Origin of the sequence: Marinomonas hwangdonensis (assembly GCF_003721245.1) — a bacterium.
GTDB lineage: Bacteria > Pseudomonadota > Gammaproteobacteria > Pseudomonadales > Marinomonadaceae > Marinomonas > Marinomonas hwangdonensis.
Map to the genome: position 1 here is coordinate 201,539 of NZ_RIZG01000003.1, position 21,072 is coordinate 222,610.

Genomic DNA, 21,072 nt, shown 5'->3' on the forward strand with positions numbered 1-21,072 from the left:
GTATTTGAATAAGGCTTGGTAACGCTTCGCTCGCGTTTCCTGCTGACGGCTAAGCTTGAGATAAAGTTTGTGTGGTTGCCAGAGCTCACTTTGTAAATCCAGTGACTCTTGAGCATGAAAGCGATAGCTCGACCATTTGTAGTCAGCTGGATGAGCGCAATTTAGTCAAAACCCTTTACAGTTGCTTTACTTTTTAATAATCACGACTACCTTGTATAGACAAATATGGTTAGGTTTTTAAAGGATTTTGTAATCTAAATTCAATGTAAACCGAACATATTACGTAAGGATCGTTGCCCGATCGTACCGCTCTTGGTATGGAAGATTAGATTGCGGAGAAGTAAATGAAATTCACTCATAAAATGGTCATGACCATGTTGTTAATCGGTCTGTTGCCGGTTATTTTGGTGGCGACGGTTGCCATACACATCGCGTCTGTTTCTTTGGAAAGACAGGCGTTTAATCAACTAGAATCTGTTCGAGAAAACAAAACCTTTACTGTTAAGCAGTATCTTTCCACGCTCACTAATCAAGTAGAGCTTATGGCGGGTGACCCCAACCTTCAGGACGCCGTAAACACGCTAAGCACCTCCTTTGCACAGGTGTTAAGTGATGAGAATCAAATCATTACCAGTGACGTGCTTTTACAAAAGCGACAGGCCCTAAAAGCCTTTTATCAATCCGAATTCGCCCCAAGACTGACAGAGCAAGACCCTAATCATGGTTTAGGAGACACTAGCCAGTTGGTCGATCAACTCTCCGACACGGCGGTTTTGTTACAGGACGCTTATCTTGTTAAAAACCCCCATCCTATTGGCAGTAAAAACGCCTTGATGATGTCGACCTTGAATACCTCTTATGACATCGCTCACTCCAATGTTCACGCTTACCTATCCGACGTACAACAACGCTTCGGGTTTTACGATATCTTCTTGGTTAATCACCAGGGGAATCTTGTGTACAGTGTTTTCAAAGAAGTTGATTACGCAACGTCACTCAGTACCGGCCCTTTTAAAAACAGTGGCCTTGGCGAGGCATTTTCTAGATCGAGAAATCACAATACGAACCAAGTCACCGTGGTGGATTTTGCGTTTTATCTCCCCTCTTACAACAGTCCAGCCGCTTTTATAGCCGCACCAATGATAGATAAAAATGGGCAAAATCAAGGGACTATTGTGGCTCAATTTCCGCTGCAAAATATGAATCACATCATGAATGAACGCGCAGGGTTAGGCCAAACGGGAGAAACGTATTTGATAGGTAATGACCGGTTAATGCGCTCTGACTCTTTTCTATCACCCGACACTCACAGCGTTATTGCGTCCTTTTTACAGCCCGAAACGGGGAAGGTCGATACGGTCGCGGCAAAAGAAGCCCTATCGGGAAAAACGGGCATCCAAATTATCAAGGACTATAACGATCATCCTGTATTGTCGGCCTATGCTCCGCTTGAATTTGCGGGGCTGCAATGGGCCATTTTGGCAGAGATCGATGAAAAAGAAGCCTTTGCCGATGTTCGATGGCTGTATGTTTTTACCGGAAGTTTGCTGATTTTCACCCTTCTAACCGTTATTGTGATTGCTCTTTATGTCGCCCGTTCTGTGCTCATCCCGATTGGAGGCGAACCCAAGGACATTCAGTCAATTGTCGAACAGGTGGCGGCTGGCAATTTAACCCATGACTTTGCATTAACGGGCAAAGAAACCGGTATTTATCGATCACTTGCTACCATGGTCACCGATCTGAGGCAATTGATTCGACACATCACCACGGCAGCAGAAGGCCAAGCAAGCACAGCTCTTGAGCTAGCGTCGACCACAGAACAAGCAAACAACAACCTCAGTGCGCAACACCAAAGTACCATGCTGGTGGCCACTGCGATGCATCAGATGTCTGCCAGTGTGAACGATGTGGCACAAAACACCTCACACGTTGCCGAATCGACCAAACAGGCGCGAGCCGCGGTGATATTGAGCGCGACTCAAGTATCTGACGTTTCCGACAGCATCCAAAAAGTCGCCCTTACCTTGTCCGAAGCCGCAGCGAAGGTCGACAAGGTGAATAACAGGGCAAATGACATATCCAGTGTTTTGCAAACGATCAAAGGCATTGCAGACCAAACCAACCTGCTTGCTTTAAACGCCGCCATAGAAGCGGCAAGAGCGGGTGAGCAAGGAAGAGGCTTTGCCGTGGTTGCTGATGAAGTACGCACCCTTGCCATGAACACGCAAAAAGAAACCGAACAAATCGCCCACATCATCCAAGCGCTTCAACAAGGCTCTAATGACGCCAAGAACACCATGAACCTTAGTGTTGAAAGTGCGAACCAAGTGGCGCAAACCACATTGAACACCGTCGCTAGCTTGAAACAAGCCGTTGACTATGTGGAGCAATCTTCCGATATGTTATTACAAATTGCGAGCGCAGCCGAACAACAATCCAGCGTAGCTGGTGAGATAAATGAAAATATTCATTCGATTAACACCATGTCAACGGAGAACGAACAAGCCATTGGGTACATAGCAAGGGCCAGTGAAGAGTTAGCCAACCTTTCAGAGCAACTTAACCAAGTGACTAAAAAGTTTCAGTCGTAAGAGGCAAGACTTCTTGTAGTGATAGCTAGGTTTTGCCTTACTCTGTATTGCCTAGCTTTCGTTATGTGATGTTGCATTCGCTGGGAAAATGTTATGGTTTTGAGGCGCCATAATAACAACTCCATTACTCTGTAAGGCATTCACTCAAGAGTACGCGTAGCACCTAGATCTGTAGACTAAGCCACGGGCACAAATAAGGGTTTGCCGTTGAGTCTTGTCATGGCGAGTTTTTGACGATAAAGCGGCTCTAGGTTTTGCTGGGTTAACAGTGTTTTCGCATCACCCCAGATAGGTGGTCGATCGGGGTACAAAAGTAGAACATGGGAACACCATTGGGCAGCGACGTTGACGTCATGCAGTGACATAACCACGACTTTGTTCAGGTTTGCCTGCTCGGCTAGCAAGCCCATCACGGCCACTTGGTAATGTAGATCCAGATGGTTGGTCGGCTCGTCCACCAGCCATACATCGGGTGATTGGGCCATTAACGTAGCGAGCGCGGCACGTTGTCGTTCACCACCCGATAAACTGTTCAACGCACGTTCACGAAACGGTGACAAATCCAAACGGTCTATCGCAGCATGCGCTAGTGCTAGGTCCTGTTCGTTTTCCATTTCCCAAGGCGATAAATGAGGGAAGCGTCCTAATAAAACCGTTTCCAGCACGGTTGCGGGAAAGCCATCTTGATGCTCTTGAAACATAATGCCGATTTGCTGTGCAAGCTTTAAGCGGTGCAACGACGTAATTGGCTGATGATTTAATTCGATCGCGCCGAGTGCTGGCACTTTCAAAGCGGCGAGGGTGTGCAATAAGGTGGTTTTGCCGACACCATTTGGCCCCAAAATCCCCCACATTTGACCTGCCTTAAAAGTTAATGACAAAGCATACTCTGATTGGCGGGGTTTATTGGGGATAGCGGCCAGTAATTGAGTTAACGTAAGCGTTGTCATAAACGCCCCCGCTGCAATAGATACAAGAAGGTGGGTACGCCAAGCAATGCCGTAATCACCCCCACTGGCAGTTGTTCTGGCGCAATAACAGTACGTGCCAATGTATCGGCTAAGGTGACTAAACAACCACCAGCCAAAGCGCTTGCTGGTAGAATGAGCCGCTGATCATTACCCAATACCATGCGTAGCATGTGTGGAACCACCAAGCCAACAAACCCTACACTGCCTGCTGTTGTCACCGCAATCGCCGTGAGCAAACTGGCTAACAGAAACACTAGGCGTTCCACGCTTTTCACATTTACCCCAAGTGCCGCCGCTTGCAAAGGCCCACGAGCCAACACATTCAGACTGCGACCAAGTGGCATCAGAATGAGACAGGTTGGTACCAACACACACCAAGCCAGCCATGGTGTGCTGGCATAGGATAAATCGCCCATCAACCAATACAACATGCCAGGAATTTTGTAAGGCGGTGCAAGCGCCAACATGAGCGTAATTAATGCTCCCCAGCCAGCAGCAATCACCACCCCCGTCAGTAACAAACGCATGGTCGCCATGTTTCCCAAGCGCGAGGCAAGCCCGAACACCAATAGGGTCGATAACACCGCACCGAGAAACGCCATGCCCGACATCAAAATGCCACTAATACCCAACAAAATCGCCGCCAGTGCGGCCACAGACGCGCCCCCTGAAATCCCCAATACATAGGGATCAGCAAGAGGGTTTCGAAGTAAAATCTGCATCAGAGCGCCCGCCACCGCCAGCAATCCACCCGTTGCAAATGCCGCCATCACACGGGGCAAACGCAACTCCAAGACCAGGGTTTGATTAAGGCCTGAACCTTGCCCAAGTAATGCCTGCCAAACCGAATAAGGCGACAAACTGACACTGCCTTGCGTGACCGAAAAGACGATACTCAGCAGCGATACACCAGCTAACACCACAAGCGGCCAGGCGATGGAACGACGATTTGTTAGATGACGAGTTTTAACGTCGAGCACGAGCGGTATCCAGCCTTTGACAAAGAATTTGCGCGCCTTCTAATAAACGCGGCGTTGGACGTTGAACGAGGGAGGCAGGCACATAAAATAAATTACCTCGCTGCGTGGCAACTAAGTCGGGAAAAGACAGCCAAGTATTAAGCCAGTCAGTTTTCAGCTCGCCTCTATCACCCGTTATAATGACTTCTGGATTTTTCAACAGAATAGCTTCTCGACTAAGACGTGGAATAAGGCGAGGCGAGTCCGCAAACACATTGACGCCACCACATAGATTGACCGCTTTACTCATGTAGTGGCTACCATTCATTGTCATGAGTGGTTCGTCCCATATTTGATAAAAGGTCTTGATTGGGGCGGCCTCTTTGTAGCGTTCCTGCAGCGCTTGAATACCCGTGCGGAAACGCATCGCCTCAAGATTGGCCAGCTCTTTGGTGCCAGCGAGCACCCCCATGTTTTCGATATTTCGAGCAATATCTTCGAATTCATGGGCCTCCACGTAATAAACAGGCAGGCCCAAACGTGCCAGTGTTTCGATCTGTTCCGTTGGATTACCCGTTCCCCAAGCTAATACCAAATCCGGTTGCAAGCTAATCAAACGTTCTAAATCCAAGCGCGTATGACTGCCTACTGAAGTGACGCTTTTGGCGGCTTCGGGATAATCACTATAAGACACGACAGCCACCACCTTGTCACCCGCGCCAGCGGCATAAATCAGCTCAGTGGCGCCTGGGGACAAAGCAGCGATGCGCACTGCTGGATGATCGAGGCATACACTCAAGCCACGATCATCCTCCACACAAACGGGTTCTGCAAAAGCGGCGGACGCAAATGCCCCACCGCCGAACCACCATATCAACATGAATGAAACAATACGCATCGGATTAGCCATTAAAATGCCGAATAGTTAAGCGTTAAGAAAACACCACGCCCAGGATTAAAGTAATCTTTTGCCGTTTGGTATTCTTTATCGAGAGCATTTTTGATGCTGAGCTCGGCATTCCAATCCGTCGCAAAATCATAACTGGCTCGTAAATTCATCGTCACATAACCGGATATGGTCTCCGAACTGCCCAGCGTTGCTGCGCGTCCATCGGCACCAATAAAGGTTACACCAACACGGCCTTTATCAAACAGACGATCAGCACTTAGACGAGCGCTTCGTTTAGCGCGTTTAGGCAACTGAAAACCTGTTTTATTATCTTTTGCATCTAGCCAAGTCAGAGCAGTATTTAACTGCCATTGGTTTACTGTTAGACCGGATGACAGCTCAACACCCTGGACTTTAGAATCCACATTGTATGCTATCCAAGAACCTGTGTAGTTAGACCAAACAACCAGATCACCATAGGAAGCATCAAACACCGCTGCATCCCAGTATAGGTTGTTATAATCAGCACGAAGACCCAATTCGACGGTGTCAGATTTGGTTGCATTCAGTGTTGGGTCACCACTATTTGGGTAATATAAGTCATTAAAAGTAGGGGCTTCGAAAGCCGTGCCATAACTCGTACGTAACGTATATGTGTCATCAAGTTTATAACCTACGGCCACTCCTCCCGTTGTTGAATCACCGTAAGCACTGTTGCGATCTTGACGAAGGTTTAGTTGCAGGCTGGTTTGACCGAAGTCAAACTGGGACTGAGCAAATATCGCATCATTATTGCGGTCTGGTGCTTGGTACCGTGAGACATCAATACTGTCTTGGGAAGTTTCAGCTCCGAGCACAAATTCATGATCTCCAGCCCAAAACGTATTGCTCCAACGAGCTGTGTTCGTTTTGGAGTCATACTGATCTCTGGAAGAAACCGTAATACTTTCGTTACGGGTTTGAGACAACTTAAGCTCAGTATCCCAATCCGCCATGACCGGTAGACGAACGCCCAAGCCGATTACTTGGACTTGATAGTCACTTTCGTCACCAACATATTCGTTGCGCCCTTCACTGTTCATCATCAAACCACTGATGCGCGCACCGCTGTCAAAATTATGCCCGACGTTGAGCAATATATTTTCGTTATCATAGCCCTTAGCTTCCTTATCTTTTTTTACAATGTCCCCGTCGGTTTCGAACTTTCCTGCCGACAAAAGGTATTGTGTGTTATCACTGGCACCAGATAACGTGGTATCGACCGTTTTCGTATTAAACGACCCACCGCCCACAGACACATTCATGTGCGTATCATCGCTCGCTTCGGGTAAAAAAACTTGAATAACGCCACCAACCGTATCAGCGCCATATAAAGTCGCCTTAGAGCCTCGCACGATTTCTAGTCGGTCTATTAGTGAAGTCGGAATATTCTCAAACGGTGCACCACCAGATGTGGCTGAATACAGAGGAATGCCATCAAGCAGAAATTTAGTCGATTCCGAGCTGGCACCACGCATATACACGCTGGTCGTTTTTCCATAACCGCCATTTGAACTCACATCAACACCTGGTTGAGCTGCGAGTAACTCGCTTATTTCTTGTGCCTGCTGTGCCTTAACGTCTTCACGACTTATGACAGTAACAGACGCGAGAGAGTCCGCCATGCTCACTGGGGTAGAAGTCGCAGTGACCACCAAAGGCGGTAAAATGAACGATGAATTTGATGAGGTATCTGCATAAGCCGAAATGGCGGACACAAGACTAAGTGCCACGAAAGACTTCGTGAACATAGGGGTAATACATTGAGTTTTCATATTAGAATCTACTGTTGCACTGAGCACGCCCGCACAGTGGTGACATTTGGCTCCAGCTTACGCGGAACCCCCAGCTACAGGCAGGTCTCCGGACTCAAAAGTTGCGAATGCAGGCTTTACCGCCTTCCCATGGTTTACCACAGTGGCTGATTGGCAAAGTTTGACTTTTTTACCGTTGCGGGGGCAGCGTCAGAATTGCACTGACTTCCCTATTATTGCTGACAACTTAGGTCAACAACCTGTAACGATGCGTACTCTAACATAAGGTGCCATCTGGGTCAGATGAATATTCTGTCGCTTGAACTCGGTTTCTTTCATCCAATGTTTTGCAATGGGATAAAACCTTAAACATTCAGGTAACTGTCCATTCGCTGTGCAATCATTTTTTGAGGATTATGATCCCCTTAAAGTGTTAGAATCCGCCCTATTCCGATTAGGTTTTATTTTAAAGGCAGGCTATGACCGTTCTTCTAATGACCCCACCCATGACGCAATTGAATACACCGTATCCCGCGACGGCGTATCTGACTGGCTTTTTGCGCTCTCGGGGCTATGAGGCGGTGCAACGAGACCCGGCCATTGAGCTGTTTCTTGAGATGATGACAGCGCCTGCGCTGGATATTATTCGTCAGCATGTAGAAGACAATTTTGAGTCATTTGAAGACGATGAACTGCCCGATGCGGTGTTTTGTTTCTTAGCTGAATTTGACCGCTATCGTCTTTGTGTCGAGCCAGTGATTCGCTTTTTACAAGGCAAAGATTCCAGTCTTGCGTTGCGTATTGTCTCCCGTCGTTTTTTACCAGAAGGCCCAGCGTTCGACGCCATTGCGCAGATGGAAGCCGTCTCAGGCGATATACTCAAAACCGCTTTTGGTCAGCTGGGCGTGCAGGACAAAGCTAAGTATTTAGCCACGCTGTTTATCAATGATTTGTCTGCGGTGATCACTCAGGGCGTCGACCCATATTTTGAAGTGAGCCGTTATGGCGAACGCTTAGCGGCAGCTAACCCAAGCTTTGATGATCTCTACAATACGCTTATGGGCGAGCCGAGCTTTAGCTCTGAAATTCTAGAGCAATTGGTCGAGCAATATCTGGAAGAAACCCAACCCAGCGTCGTGGCGTTAACCGTGCCTTTCCCCGGTAATATGCTGGGTGCGCTGCGTATTGCGCAAACTTGTAAAGCCATTAATCCTGATCTCCCTGTTGTGCTGGGCGGTGGTTTTATTAACACTGAGCTACGTGCGCTGAAAGATCCTCGCGTGTTTGAGTTTGTCGATTTTATCTGTCTGGATGATGGCGAACGTCCTTTTATGACCTTGCTGGAATTCTTTGACGGCAAGCGTGAAATTGATGAGTTAGTGCGTACTTACTTCCTTGCAGAAGACGAAAACGGCGAGCCATACGTTCACTACAATGAAAACACCGAGCTGCATGATATTCCGCAAACCGATGTTGGCACGCCAATTTACGATGGTTTGCCGTTAACCGAATACTTGTCACTCTGTGAAATGCTCAACCCGATGCACCGCATCTGGAGCGATGGCCGCTGGAACAAGCTGACCATTGCCCACGGTTGTTATTGGCGTAAATGCAGTTTCTGTGATGTGACATTGGATTACATTGATCGTTACGATGCGGCTGGCGCCGATATTCTGGTGGATCGTATTGAAGAGTTGATTGCCGAAACTGGTCAGACTGGCTTCCACTTTGTCGACGAAGCCGCACCACCAAAAGCCTTGTTTGCGTTAGCAAGACGCCTAATCGAACGGGGCGTAGTGATCAGTTGGTGGAGCAATATTCGTTTTGAAAAAACCTTTACGCCAGAGCGTTGTCAGTTATTGGCAGATTCCGGCTGTATCGCCGTCAGTGGTGGTCTTGAAGTAGCGTCCGACCGATTACTAAAACTGATGAAAAAAGGCGTCAGCGTCGAGCAAGTGGCTCGCGTAACCAAAGCCTTCAGTGATGCAGATATTTTAGTGCATTCTTATTTGATGTATGGCTTCCCGACACAAACCGAGCAAGAAACCATTGATGCGTTGGAAATGGTGCGTCAGATGATGGCACAAGAGTGTTTCCAATCGGCCTTCTGGCACAGATTCGCAGCCACTGCACACAGCCCGATTGGTATTAATCCCGAAGAATATGGCATCACGCTCGCGGAACGCCCTGATATCTTATTCGCGGAAAACGACGTGGATTTCACCGATCCAACAGGCACAGATCACGACATGCTGGGCGACGGACTGCGTAAAGCGCTTTACAACTATATGCACGGCATCGGCTTTGATCAACCAATGGACTTTTGGTTTGATAAACCGGTTAAGCGTACTTTGGTTAAAAAAGACCTGATTTCCAAAGCTTTGAACGACCTGATTGCCAGCAGTTAAACAAGGCTTTTCCCTTACGGGATCAAAGACAGAAAATTCTCTTACCCTATAGGACTTTTTATGCTTTCTTGTCTATTCTATTAACTCACCTTCTTAATAGGACAAGAGCCATGAAAGGTACCGTTTTTAATCACTTTCAAGAAATGATCGAAGAACAATTTGGTATGGAGTGTTGGGAAACGCTGCTGGATAAATGTGACTTACCCAGCGGGGGGATTTATACCAGTGCCGAAACGTACGACGATCAAGAAATATTATCGCTCGTTGTTGCTTTGTCAGAGTACAGCGCTGTTCCTGTACCAGACCTAGTGGAAGCATTTGGGCGTTACTTATACAGTGGCTTAGCACATAGCTTACCGCCTTCAATGATGAATTTCCCTGATCTCTGGTCTCTGCTCGAAGCGGTAGATTCAGTGATCCATGTGGAAGTAAATAAACTGTACCCTGATGCGTTAACACCCAAGATTCTTGTTACTGAAAAGCGTGATAACGGCGTCACTCTTTATTATCAGTCGCCTCGTAAAATGTGTTTACTCGCCATAGGTTTAGTACATCAAGCCGCCGATAACTTCGGCACTCCCGTTACCATTAAACACACTTGCTGTATGAATGAAGGAGCAGATCATTGCTCCATGCTTATAGAGCGTGGCTAAACTAGGGTAGCTGTATGGAATATGAAGCCGCTTTCAAGCGAGAGCGTCAAGCACGAAAAAATGCCGAGTCCATCCTCGAACAAAAAAGCCGCGAACTGCATTTTGCCAATCTGTCGTTGAAGGAAAACGTCGACTCATTGTATTTTGCTGTGCGGGAAAATAAGTTTCTAAATCACATAAGCCAGTATGGGATAAAAAAGCCTCGTCTGAGTGAGTTTTTGCCCGTCATAATCAACGACATGATGCGTTTAAGTGACCTACCCTTTGCCACGTATGCGCACTTTCCACTTGATCAAAACCAGCCAAGCTTCTACTCTGCGCTACTAAAGAATCCGGATCAGTATGAAGAAAACATAGGAAGTCGTGACAGTGAGATAAATACCATCATGACAGAAACAGAGCAGCTGATTCGAGAAAAGAGAACAACCTTTCTTCAAACCATGAATTTGGTCATTGATAACAAGACTATCGATACCCTGATTGCTATGCCTATTATCAGTTTAGAGCGTATTAGCGGCATTATTTTTTTATTTGGTCACGAATTAACAGACAAACAAAATCAAGTACTTACTGTGTTTGAAACTGGCATCAAACAACTGGCCATCATACTGGAACACAGATTCCAAGAAGACAAACTGTTGGCGAGCCACAGAGAGCTAACCAATGCCAATGAAGCGTTGATAGAAGCACAAAAGAAACTAGTCCAATCCGAAAAAATGGCCACCGTTGGCCAGTTGTCAGCGGGAATTGCCCATGAAATTAATAACCCAATGGGCTTTATCAAAAGCAATTTGACCTCGCTTGGGGAATACCTCAATGACTTTATAGACTATGTAAAGGCATCTAACGAGTTAACCAATGTATCCCTTAAATCGACAGATCTGAGTATAAGTGAGCCTGCCAAAAGCGTTGATAAAGTATGGCGAGAAATTGATATGACCTTTCTGATGGAAGACACACAAACACTGCTTAATGAATCTCAACAAGGGGTAAAGCGCATTATCGACATCGTCGGTGGCTTAAAACGCTTCGCTCGTCAGTCAGACAATCAAAAAACGGCTTGCCAACTCAGGACAATCATCGAGGAAGCGCTAAAACTTGCCAATAACGAACTCAAATTCAAAGGCATTGTGAATACGCACTTCAATGACGTCTCACCCATCATGGGAAACAGCGGAGAACTATTACAAGTATTCTTAAACTTGTTTGTTAACGCGTCCCATGCTATGGATGATCAAGGAGAGTTAACCATAGAGATGGCGGAAAATGCAGGCGGTGTTACTATTAATGTCTCCGATAATGGCTGCGGCATTGCGGAGGAGCACCTAGCGTCTATTTTTAACCCTTTTTTCACTACAAAAGATGTGGGCGTTGGTACCGGATTGGGGCTGTCGATTTCCTACGGTATCATTCAAGACCATCACGGCACCATTTATGTGGCCAGCGAGGTGGGCAAAGGCACACAATTTAGTATTTGGCTACCCTATGGAAATACTCACTTAACCCCTCCAAAGGAGAGTAGTGAATGAGCGACGAGTCTTTAGTCTTAGTGGATATAGAAACACGTCCTGGCTTGTTATTAGTGGATGATGAAAAAAATGTCCTGTCTTCGTTAAAGCGTTTATTTCGTAAAACAGACTGTGATGTGTTCATTGCCAATAGTGGCCAGGAAGGGCTTGAGATTTTAAAACAGCATGCCATTGACGTCATAGTGTCAGATGCCCGCATGCCTGAAATGTCGGGGCCTGAATTCTTGGCCATTGCGGCAGAACAATACCCAGATGCCAAGCGGATTTTACTGACAGGCTATGCCGATATGCAGGCCATTGTCGACGCGGTAAATTTAGGCAAAGTGTCCCATTATCTTGAAAAGCCTTGGGACGACGAACAGTTGCAAAAACTGGTCAACGACGCCTTTGTCACAATAAACCTGATGAAGCAAAATGCCCGTTTGCAGTCCTTGATTGAGCAGAAAAACAAAAAGCTCACCGTAATGAACGAGACCTTAGAAGCCACAGTAAGAGAGCGCACTCAAAAAATTATCGAGATCAACGCCGCACTACAAGAGAACTATAAAAGCACAGTTGATTTATTTGCCAATCTTTTAGACATGCGCAATCCAAAGCCCAAGACAGATGTCCCCGATATCACCAGCTTGGTGACAGACATTGCCGAGGCATTAAACTTGCCTCATCGAGAACGTATACACCTCATTCGAGCCGCCAAAATGCGCTATATGAGTCAGATTAGCTTTTCCGACGAAATGCTTATGACGCCCTATGTCTTGCTATCTGCAGAGCAACAAGATGAATACAGGCAATACCCATTACAAGGAGCGACCTTGCTAAGAAGTATTCGCCCTTTGCAGCAGGTTGCAGAGATTATTCTTCACCATAAAGAATATTTAAATGGCGAGGGATACCCAGGAGGCAAGCAAGAAGCCTCTATTCCTAAGTCAGCACAAATATTAACCGTTGCTAATGACTATATTGAGTTAATCACAGGTCGGTTGTTTGAAACACCCTTGCCTCAACAAGAAGCCATGGATTATTTAGAGTCAAAAGCCGGTATTTATTACGCTAAAAGTGCCGTTGACGCACTTAAGGCGTCTTTGTATATGCATAAAATAGAGCAGCCTCTTTATGATCACTGCGTCGCGCCCGATCAGCTTGCAGCAGGTATGGTGTTGTCTCGTGACCTACTTAATCAAAATGGTGACGTTATACTCGTCAAAGGAGTAGAGCTAGCTGACAGTGCGATACTATTGTTGATGGAATTAGAGCGCAGCTCAAAAAAAGCGCTCCCACTCTATGTCGATATCCCAGCGGGGTTGGAAGTACCTAAAAAGTTCCAAGAAAGTATTCAACACTAAATCGCTATCAAGATTCAGTCACAAGACCCTTATTCCTTTTAAAAGAAGGTGTGGTACTCTTTTAAACCATGACTGACTACTAGGAGAGTTGTCTTGTTTAAGCCAAATTACTATCTGTTGATAGCGGTGGTTTTTGTGTTGCTGGTGATGACAACGCAGAATGTGTATTTTCAACTCGCTTGGGCTTGGTGTGCCTTATCTTTTTTTACGGTCAGTTTGGCTTATCTGCTTAATAAACCGACGATTTTTCGTAAACGCTCCAATGGCAAAGTACCCATTTATATTCGTTGGGTATTTATGCCGTTTTTGTGGGGTGCTCAGCTATATAACAGTTTGGCGCGAAGCAGCGATCCAGTCCCAGCCTTACAAAAGATTGACGAGGGACTGTATCTTGCTAGACGCTTGTTTCCTTCCGATATTCATCAGATCAAAAGTGAAAAAATCAGTGCGGTGTTGGACGTTACGGCAGAATTTAGTTCATTAAACTGGGTGGCATTTCAAGACGATATTGATTATCTGAATATTCCCATCCTTGATCATTCCGTCCCTTCTGATACACAAATTCATCGCGCATTAAACTGGATACATACCCATCGTAAAACAGGGCGCTCGGTTGTTGTACATTGTGCCTTGGGCCGAGGCCGTTCCGCGTTTATGGTGGCCGCCTATTTACTCAGCCAAAATCCACAGTCATCTCCAAGCGACATCATGGATAAAATACGCGAGATACGCCAAACGGTTCGACTTAACAAGCGTCAATTTAGGTATCTAAAACGCGCTTTAGACAATAAGCTGCTTGTGGTCCAAAACTCCGCGTGGCTAATCGCTAATCCCGTGTCTGGTCATGGTCAATGGGAGGAACAGCAAGACCATATTTTAAGCTATCTCTCTGCGTATTTTGATGTCACAGTAAGAACCACCACGCTGGAGAAAAACGGCACCACATTGGCTAAAGAAGCCGTTAAAGCGTCTCCCGACATGGTCATTGCTTGCGGTGGAGACGGAACCGTTACTGAAGTCGCAGCCGCCCTAATTGATACTCACATCAAGCTAGGCATCATCCCATTTGGAACGGCAAATGCCCTTCACCATGTACTGTGTGGTGCCTCATCAAAAATAGCGTCGATCGAAACTATTTGTTTCGACCTGATTGATGGCTGCGAGCAACGCATAGACACGGCCACCTGTAACGGTGAGCCCATGCTATTGCTGGCAGGTGTTGGATTTGAGCATCAAATGATTGCAACAGCCGACCGAGAGAAGAAAAGCACCAACGGCCAACTAGCATATCTACAGGGCTTATGGGAGGCGGTAAGCCAAAACGAAGTGCATGAGTTTACTGTGCAACTCAATGATGAAGGGCCCTTTACCATCAAAACACCAAGCCTAACCATTGCTAATGCCGCACCTGTTACTACGTTACTCGCACAAGGAAAAGGAGTACCCAATATTATGGACGGCGAACTCGATTTAACTTGGTTAGACCCTGAACGCATGCAAATATTGAACTTGGCAGAATTGGCCATGCTTGGCATGGGCGATCGACATGAAGACAGCGAATCCACTGATGGGCACAATGGTATTTTCCATCGATCAGCACATCGCGTTACTGTGGATATCAACCAAATCGGTCACTATGTCATAGACGGCGAAAAACGCGATGCAGACACGCTAGATATCATCATTAAACCCAACTCCTTAAGCGTGATCGTACCGGAGTCGATGATTAGTTAAATAATCGTGAACGTCTAATTTCCTCATACAAAAAAAGCGGCAGGCATGCCGCTTTTTTTGTGCCGTATTCCTGTCATATTAAGACACGGTATTCCAAGGCAATTGTCCAGGAGCAGCATCAACGAAGTTGAAGTACTGCTCTAGTTGGTCAATCAAATCACGTATCACTTCATCTTGGCTACAGCCATAGAGCTCATAACCCAGCGCACCATTTCGAATATACACATCAGCTTGCCAATGCGTATCGTATTTAGAGTTCTCGCTGTGCGCTGCTGGTATTTCATGTTCCGTGGCAACTACTTGGTAAAAGAAATCCAATTTTTCGTCACGCTCAAGCTGGAAAGTCACGCCATTTTCTTCTCGAGTAATATTGGCTTTCCAACCATGTGTCGCCAGCTCTTTTTGAACTTCTTCCATCGCAGGTTCCACCACATCTTTAATAAAGTATGTCACCTTGGCTTCGCCAGGAAATTTAAACAAGGTACTTAAACGTTTACGCCAGCTGCCTTCGTTACTAAAGGCTCGTCCCGGTGTCGCTGCGGCTTCCACGGCTGCCCCACGATGCCCTTCGATAACCAAGGCCCGCCACAAACCAAGCGCTGCGACCAACATGATGACGGCAAAAGGCAATGCCGCTAAGATACTCATGGTCTGCAATGCGCCTAACCCACCAGCCAGCAATAACGTTGCTGCGATAATACCTTCAAGCGACGCCCAAAACACACGCTGCCAAACGGGTGTTTCTAATGCACCGCCAGAAGCCAACGAATCGACAACCAAGGAGCCCGAATCCGAAGAGGTAACAAAGAAGGTAATAATTAAAAATACAGTGACGACTGATAAGAAAGTCGACCAAGGCAACAAATCATAAAACTGGAATAATGCCACAGAATGATCCGCCTGTACTTCGCCAATCAAGACATTCTTACCCTGCTCCATAATCAAATACAGCGCGGTATCGCCAAAAATAGCAAACCATAGGAAGGTAAATAATGTCGGCACAGCAAGCACACCAAAGATAAACTGACGAATAGTACGACCACGGCTAATCTTGGCAATAAACAAACCCACAAATGGTGCCCAAGCGATCGTCCATGCGAAAATAAACAAGGTCCAGTTGCCGATCCAATCACTTTGCGTATAAGCCTGAAGATTAAACGTACGCTCTACAATGTTACCTAAGTACGCACCAGTGTTTTGTACGAAGGCATCAAGAATGTGAATACTTGGACCAACGAAAAACACAATCGCCATAATGAATACCGCTAAGCACATATTCAAAATCGAAAGATTTTTTACACCCTTATCCATACCCGCAACCACAGAACCAATTGCAGCTAACGTGATTAAGCCAATAGCGGTTATTTGCACCGTAGTGTTAATCGGAATGTCTTCCCAAAGGTAATGTAAGCCAGCGTTGATCTGTGTGACTGATAAGCCAAGTGTGGTCGCCAAACCAAACATGGTACCGAGAATAGCAAACACATCGACAATATGACCAATAGGCCCATAAATACGATCACCAATCAGAGGATAAAGCGCCGAACGAACCGCTAGCGGCAAGCCATGGCGAAAAGCAAAATAGGCGAGCACCAATCCCATCAGGCCGTAAATGCCCCAAATATGTAAGCCCCAATGGAAGTAGGCAATTTGCATCGCTTCACGAGCCGCACCGATAGTCTCTGCGGTGGCATTAGGCGGTTGGGAGAAGTGTAAGACAGGTTCTGCTACGCCAAAGAACAGTAAGGCAATACCGTAGCCCGCGGAAAACAGCATCGCAAACCAAGCAGGAAAGCTGTATTCAGGATCTCCATGGTCTGGGCCTAAGCGGATATTCCCCCAGCGACTAAATCCGATACAAACAAGAAATACGAGAAAAATCGCCGTAGCCAGCATGTAAAACCAGCCAAAGGTTTGAGTCACCCAAGCCAATGCGCTTTGAAATAACTCCCCTGCAAGCTCGGGATTACTTAGGGTTCCGACGATAAGAAATAGGGTAACAATAACGGTTGGAATAAATACCGGAAGCAAAATTGCTCCCGTGGCCGTCTTTTGTGAATGGGTCATAAAGGCTCCTCCTCTACGCCTACTTTGACAAAAGCGGACTTTAATTGCAATAAATGATTAGATGTCTAAACATTAAAGACGATAAATTAACCTGTTGAAAAGACATAAAAAAGCCAGCATTGCCCCCTTAACTGTCTATGCTGGCTTTTGTTTTAAAACAGTATTCAGCGACTATTTTTCGTGGCTTTTACCTTGATCTCGTTCACAAAAATTGGTGCTAATCGGCAAAATAAGGCGCTGTTTAATTACAGTACAAATTGTTAATGCTGGGCCGTCACTTGCAGTGCTTTCATTTCGTCGTGGCACTCTTTCATTCTGACTTTCACGCGGCGCAGAGTGACTTCACAGTCTTGGGTTTGATTTCTTTCTAGCGCTAAATCAAGTTCTTCGAGCACCTTGTCCTCCACTTCTTCTAGTTGGTCAACGTAAGTAAAGGTGGTCGTTTCACTAGTAATTTTAGACATTAATTTAGTATAAGCCTGACGGGCTTTCACCAAGTTACTGGTATCGGTTTCTACTTCACCTTGCTGAGCGACAGCAAATGGCTGTAATTCTGCAACAGCTTCCGCTTTAGCGCCAATCATACGATCAAAAAAAGCTTTATAAGTACTGTCGTCTAATTTGGTTTTCGCTTCTTGGTAGAATTCAATACCGCCGTTCATTACTTTAACAATGTCTGTAATGTGGTGGGCATGTGCAGTTTGATTTTGCATCTTTCCTCCTAAGCTAAGTAGCGTTTCTTTTGTTTCGTGTTCCTAATTGAATAGTTGGCGATGGCAGGATTAAAAACAACCGCATTTCGACAGATGCACTTAGGCTGCACCTTTATTGCAAAAAAGCAGAGACTCCACTAAAAATTACACCGGCAACTGCATCGATGCCTTCAGTTCTCGTAAGGAAATATTAGAGGTAATTGCCGATACGCCTGTGGTGTGGTAACAGGACAACACATTGCTCAAATCGATTATATTTTGAAAACCGAAACTATGTTAGCGTTTCAAGCGTATTCAAAACATGATTTAAAAGGTATGTTTTCCGTTGGCGTTTAACTTTAAAACTCTTTTTGGAGCGAGCAATTATGAGTCACCTTCATACTGGATCTTGTCTATGTGGCGCAGTGAAATTTGAATTGGAGGGCGAATTTAAGAAGTTCTTCCTTTGCCATTGTAGCCGTTGCCGAAAAGCCTCTGGCACCGCTCACTGCGCTAATTTATTTGCACCGGGCGCTACACTTACTTGGTTGAGCGGCGAAGATAAACTCAGTTTTTATCGACTAGAAGACACGAACTTTGCTCGTACTTTTTGCTCTGTGTGTGGCTCAAACGTGCCTACCGATGCGAAAACTCGCGGCTTAGTTGTCGTTCCTGCTGGCTGCTTAGACACTGACGTTGATATCACACCACAAGCGCATATCTTTATGAACAGCAAAGGCAACTGGGATGAGCACTTAGGGGATATTCCAGCTTTTGAGGCGATGCCAAACCAAATAGCCTAGCTAAAAAATGAATTAAGCAGCCATTAAAAAGGCCAACGAGATGTCCGAGCATCGACGTTGGCTTTTTTGTGACTTTACTGAGTTACTGGTGCCCGCATCTAAATCGCCTTGTTCGTCAACGGCAAAATTGTGCAAACCGGCGGCCGCAGCTTTCTTTTCTTCAATCATACGATTAAAAAGGCCTTATAAAGTGTATTGCCCAACTGACCTTGTGCTTCTTGATAAAATGCCATACCACCGTTCTGGGCTTTAATAATATCGGCAATGTGGTTTGACATACTGTTCTTCTCATACAGGCATTTTTTATCTAGCCGGTACATGAATATTACTGGCGATGGGATGACTGAAAACAACCACTATTGAAAACCTTTTTACTGTGTGCTTAAAGCTATGCAACATCACACCTTCCTGAGATAAACGAATATGACCAACGGAATTCATGTTATTCATAAAATATCATGTTTAGAGCTTTTGTTAACGGTTGTTCTTGTAAGGAAAGCTAATCGTCTTAAAATCTAAATGTATAATTTTTTTTCTGATTTAACCTGTTTATAGATAGAAGTTCTGCCGTCATCGCTGTATCTTAGCCCCCATGTCAGGATGACGATCTTTTTGGAGACGGAGACCACCCCTCACCTCACCTAATCTGCCTGCCATACAATATCCTCACTCAGTTTATACCGCGCACATTTTAGGAGAACTCAATGGCGTTTGATTATGGATCTATCGATTTAGGACTTAAAAATCCATTTAAAAAGGAAGGCATAGTAACGGCTATTCGTGGCTTTATTCAGCTGCTATTTGGTATTTATTTATTAATCGAGGCCGTCGATTACATTCAAATAAGTAAAGTGGCCGGTTGGCTCTTTGTACTCTTTGGTGCCATGCTCCTGACGAGTGGTATTAAAGCACTTGGCGGCGGCATATATTCAACTCTACGGTATTTTGTTGGTCGTAACCATCCTACTTCACTAGCATACAACTTTAGCAAATCTGAATCGAGCACCGCTGCCGAAGAGAAAGGTAGTCTTGCATACTCAAGTGGTATTTTAAAAGAAATGCTGATTGGCCGTAAAAACAGCTCCTTTCTTGAACCCATCGGTTTTCTTGCTCGATTGCTACACAGCTTCATCCCTAAACTACTCTTTATGCCTTATCCTATTCGAAATTTAATGCAACGAATTTTCGGCGCATGGGTAAAAACTTTGGTTGCATTAATTGCATTTGGCTGTGTTGCTTTTGTCACGTTAACAGGGCTGGTGGGTGTGGCAGGTCAAGTGACATTTCCGATATATTCTGTCATTTTACTTTTTTACGTCATGTCAATTTGGCGTGGCGCAGCAAGGCCTTTACCTAGAGATGCAGAAAGACACATTGAAACGTTAGGTTCAGGGGCAATTGCTAAAGTGGTCATTTGGTCTCTTATCTTACCGGTTGCAGTCGCATTAGGTCTAACATGGTGGATAGATAACTCAAGAATGACTTGGCAAGTTATCGATAACATTCAATCGTCATTACCTACATTAAATACTTATTTATACCTAATAGGTATTTTTATTACCTCTACGATAATAACAGCCGTGGTTGGTATTATGATGGTAAAACGATTGCAATATGCAAATCCTAAAACAGACGTTTCAGAATTGCGCGAGAACTGGCAAGAATCCGTTCATCCTAACGAAATATTTATCAACTTAGACAATCTCGTTATGGCTGATCGTCGCTACAAAGAAGTTCCAAATCGCGTGTACGAGGAATTAGAACCACAACTTAATGAACAAACCGAAGGAAAAGGTAACTTTAGTGGCAGCCTGATCCAAGAAATTCAGCCCAAGCTTAAGCCGATGGAGCTAGGGAGCGGTTTCGCCATCACAAGAATGATAACTTTAATCACGGGCAATATTCTGTTTGTGCTTTCAAGTGTGATTACTTTCTTCTTAGTCTATGCCGCTCTTGATGTGTACAGCAGTAGTCAATATATCAAATTATCAACTTTTTCTCGTTTTATAACCGACCAAAATTTACCGACTCTTGTCGAGTCCTCGATGCTCGCGTTACACCTTCTTTTAATGAGTATAATCACCACGTCCTTTGCGAAGCTAATGACAAACTCAGCACATATTTTCTTTGCTGAAATGCAATTTGAATCATTACTGATTTATTTTAAATGTGAGGGTACTTTTACTGAGTCAAAGTTTTCCGCAGGTAACGGTATTCACGACAGTATACGTTCTGAAAATACATTGGTGCGCAGCAGTATTACACCATGGATTGTAGTTACTCGTATTGTCTCATCTACTTTCGCAGCGACAGGCGTTCGCAACTTAGAGCACCCCCGCTATATTTTAGAAATGCACAAAGATGATCAAGAGCTCGCAAGCATACGCGGAGACATAAAAACATTTTTAAAAGGTCGTGAATCCATTGCCTCTATTACCAATGAAAAGGACCTTGGCAGCGCTTCACAAATTCATCAGCTAAACCAACAAACTCGTGCTTATAGAGAAGAGATACCAACAGCCATTACCAAAGACGAAGAAGCGGCAGGCTTTTTGCGTAAGGAAGAAGAACAGGAAAATAGTTAAAACCTTTCGATCAGACAAAAGAGGCGCTTCAGATGAAGCGCCTCTTTTAAGC

The 21,072-nt window shown here is 45.4% G+C and carries 15 protein-coding genes and 1 riboswitch; of the genes, 8 read left to right on the top strand and 7 right to left on the bottom strand.

Going from position 1 to position 21,072, the window contains the following annotated elements; all coding sequences use genetic code 11:
• Positions 1-344 precede the first annotated feature (344 nt).
• Complete coding sequence (locus EBI00_RS06515) at positions 345-2,594, top strand: methyl-accepting chemotaxis protein (protein ID WP_123095117.1); 2,250 nt, start codon at positions 345-347, stop codon at positions 2,592-2,594.
• Between the two features lie 176 nt (positions 2,595-2,770).
• Here the strand turns inward: EBI00_RS06515 and EBI00_RS06520 are convergent, their stop codons facing one another.
• From EBI00_RS06520 to EBI00_RS06535, 4 genes are read right to left on the bottom strand one after another with little or no spacing between them, the layout of a single operon-like run.
• Positions 2,771-3,544 carry an ABC transporter ATP-binding protein gene (locus EBI00_RS06520; protein WP_123095118.1) on the bottom strand — a complete coding sequence of 258 codons (774 nt, stop codon included), beginning with the start codon at positions 3,542-3,544 and terminating at the stop codon, positions 2,771-2,773.
• Positions 3,541-4,545, bottom strand: a complete 1,005-nt coding sequence (locus tag EBI00_RS06525; protein ID WP_241556969.1) for a FecCD family ABC transporter permease — start codon at positions 4,543-4,545, stop codon at positions 3,541-3,543. Before EBI00_RS06525 ends, EBI00_RS06520 begins: the two co-directional genes overlap by 4 nt.
• Positions 4,532-5,434, bottom strand: a complete 903-nt coding sequence (locus tag EBI00_RS06530) for a cobalamin-binding protein (protein ID WP_123095119.1) — start codon at positions 5,432-5,434, stop codon at positions 4,532-4,534. Before EBI00_RS06530 ends, EBI00_RS06525 begins: the two co-directional genes overlap by 14 nt.
• Positions 5,434-7,227, bottom strand: a complete 1,794-nt coding sequence (locus EBI00_RS06535) for a TonB-dependent receptor domain-containing protein (protein ID WP_123095120.1) — start codon at positions 7,225-7,227, stop codon at positions 5,434-5,436. The genes EBI00_RS06530 and EBI00_RS06535 overlap by 1 nt, the downstream gene beginning before the upstream one ends.
• A 62-nt stretch (positions 7,228-7,289) precedes the next feature.
• Positions 7,290-7,485, bottom strand: a riboswitch (cobalamin riboswitch).
• Positions 7,486-7,685: 200 nt separating this feature from the next.
• On the opposite strand from EBI00_RS06535, the gene EBI00_RS06540 reads away from it, so the two are divergent.
• The 5 genes from EBI00_RS06540 (at position 7,686) to EBI00_RS06560 (ending at position 14,873) form a co-directional block, all read left to right on the top strand.
• On the top strand, positions 7,686-9,614 hold the full coding sequence (locus tag EBI00_RS06540) for a B12-binding domain-containing radical SAM protein (protein ID WP_123095121.1): 1,929 nt from the start codon (positions 7,686-7,688) through the stop codon (positions 9,612-9,614).
• 110 nt (positions 9,615-9,724) lie between these two features.
• Complete coding sequence (locus tag EBI00_RS06545) at positions 9,725-10,267, top strand: heme NO-binding domain-containing protein (protein ID WP_123095122.1); 543 nt, start codon at positions 9,725-9,727, stop codon at positions 10,265-10,267.
• A 14-nt stretch (positions 10,268-10,281) separates the two neighbouring features.
• A complete protein-coding gene (locus tag EBI00_RS06550) occupies positions 10,282-11,796 on the top strand; it encodes a sensor histidine kinase (protein WP_123095123.1) in 1,515 nt (504 codons plus the stop codon).
• A complete protein-coding gene (gene nosR, locus EBI00_RS06555) occupies positions 11,793-13,139 on the top strand; it encodes a response regulator c-di-GMP phosphodiesterase, NosR family (protein WP_123095124.1) in 1,347 nt (448 codons plus the stop codon). The genes EBI00_RS06550 and nosR overlap by 4 nt, the downstream gene beginning before the upstream one ends.
• Positions 13,140-13,232: 93 nt before the next feature.
• A complete protein-coding gene (locus tag EBI00_RS06560; RefSeq protein ID WP_123095125.1) occupies positions 13,233-14,873 on the top strand; it encodes a diacylglycerol kinase family protein in 1,641 nt (546 codons plus the stop codon).
• 78 nt (positions 14,874-14,951) lie between these two features.
• Here EBI00_RS06560 and EBI00_RS06565 read toward each other — a convergent pair whose 3' ends face one another.
• Both EBI00_RS06565 and EBI00_RS06570 read right to left on the bottom strand, forming a co-directional pair.
• The gene (locus EBI00_RS06565; protein WP_123095126.1) at positions 14,952-16,940 is read right to left on the bottom strand and encodes a BCCT family transporter; all 1,989 of its coding nucleotides are present in this window, start codon (positions 16,938-16,940) and stop codon (positions 14,952-14,954) included.
• Between the two features lie 260 nt (positions 16,941-17,200).
• A complete protein-coding gene (locus tag EBI00_RS06570) occupies positions 17,201-17,653 on the bottom strand; it encodes a PA2169 family four-helix-bundle protein (protein WP_123095127.1) in 453 nt (150 codons plus the stop codon).
• 365 nt (positions 17,654-18,018) lie between these two features.
• On the opposite strand from EBI00_RS06570, the gene EBI00_RS06580 reads away from it, so the two are divergent.
• Complete coding sequence (locus EBI00_RS06580; RefSeq protein WP_123095128.1) at positions 18,019-18,435, top strand: GFA family protein; 417 nt, start codon at positions 18,019-18,021, stop codon at positions 18,433-18,435.
• Positions 18,436-18,447: 12 nt separating this feature from the next.
• Here the strand turns inward: EBI00_RS06580 and EBI00_RS15965 are convergent, their stop codons facing one another.
• Positions 18,448-18,603 carry a hypothetical protein gene (locus EBI00_RS15965; protein ID WP_158600737.1) on the bottom strand — a complete coding sequence of 52 codons (156 nt, stop codon included), beginning with the start codon at positions 18,601-18,603 and terminating at the stop codon, positions 18,448-18,450.
• 536 nt (positions 18,604-19,139) lie between these two features.
• Between EBI00_RS15965 and EBI00_RS06585 the strand changes: the two genes are divergently transcribed.
• Positions 19,140-21,020, top strand: a complete 1,881-nt coding sequence (locus EBI00_RS06585; protein WP_123095129.1) for a hypothetical protein — start codon at positions 19,140-19,142, stop codon at positions 21,018-21,020.
• Positions 21,021-21,072: the final 52 nt, after the last annotated feature.

What these genes read in the sequence shown, in the direction of transcription:
- EBI00_RS06515 (WP_123095117.1), top strand. Translation starts at nt 345, where the DNA reads ATGAAATTCACTCATAAAATGGTCATGACCATGTTGTTAATCGGTCTG.
- EBI00_RS06520 (WP_123095118.1), bottom strand. Translation starts at nt 3,544, where the DNA reads ATGACAACGCTTACGTTAACTCAATTACTGGCCGCTATCCCCAATAAA.
- EBI00_RS06530 (WP_123095119.1), bottom strand. Translation starts at nt 5,434, where the DNA reads ATGGCTAATCCGATGCGTATTGTTTCATTCATGTTGATATGGTGGTTC.
- EBI00_RS06535 (WP_123095120.1), bottom strand. Translation starts at nt 7,227, where the DNA reads ATGAAAACTCAATGTATTACCCCTATGTTCACGAAGTCTTTCGTGGCA.
- EBI00_RS06540 (WP_123095121.1), top strand. Translation starts at nt 7,686, where the DNA reads ATGACCGTTCTTCTAATGACCCCACCCATGACGCAATTGAATACACCG.
- EBI00_RS06545 (WP_123095122.1), top strand. Translation starts at nt 9,725, where the DNA reads ATGAAAGGTACCGTTTTTAATCACTTTCAAGAAATGATCGAAGAACAA.
- EBI00_RS06550 (WP_123095123.1), top strand. Translation starts at nt 10,282, where the DNA reads ATGGAATATGAAGCCGCTTTCAAGCGAGAGCGTCAAGCACGAAAAAAT.
- nosR (WP_123095124.1), top strand. Translation starts at nt 11,793, where the DNA reads ATGAGCGACGAGTCTTTAGTCTTAGTGGATATAGAAACACGTCCTGGC.
- EBI00_RS06565 (WP_123095126.1), bottom strand. Translation starts at nt 16,940, where the DNA reads ATGACCCATTCACAAAAGACGGCCACGGGAGCAATTTTGCTTCCGGTA.
- EBI00_RS06570 (WP_123095127.1), bottom strand. Translation starts at nt 17,653, where the DNA reads ATGCAAAATCAAACTGCACATGCCCACCACATTACAGACATTGTTAAA.
- EBI00_RS06580 (WP_123095128.1), top strand. Translation starts at nt 18,019, where the DNA reads ATGAGTCACCTTCATACTGGATCTTGTCTATGTGGCGCAGTGAAATTT.
- EBI00_RS15965 (WP_158600737.1), bottom strand. Translation starts at nt 18,603, where the DNA reads ATGATTGAAGAAAAGAAAGCTGCGGCCGCCGGTTTGCACAATTTTGCC.
- EBI00_RS06585 (WP_123095129.1), top strand. Translation starts at nt 19,140, where the DNA reads ATGGCGTTTGATTATGGATCTATCGATTTAGGACTTAAAAATCCATTT.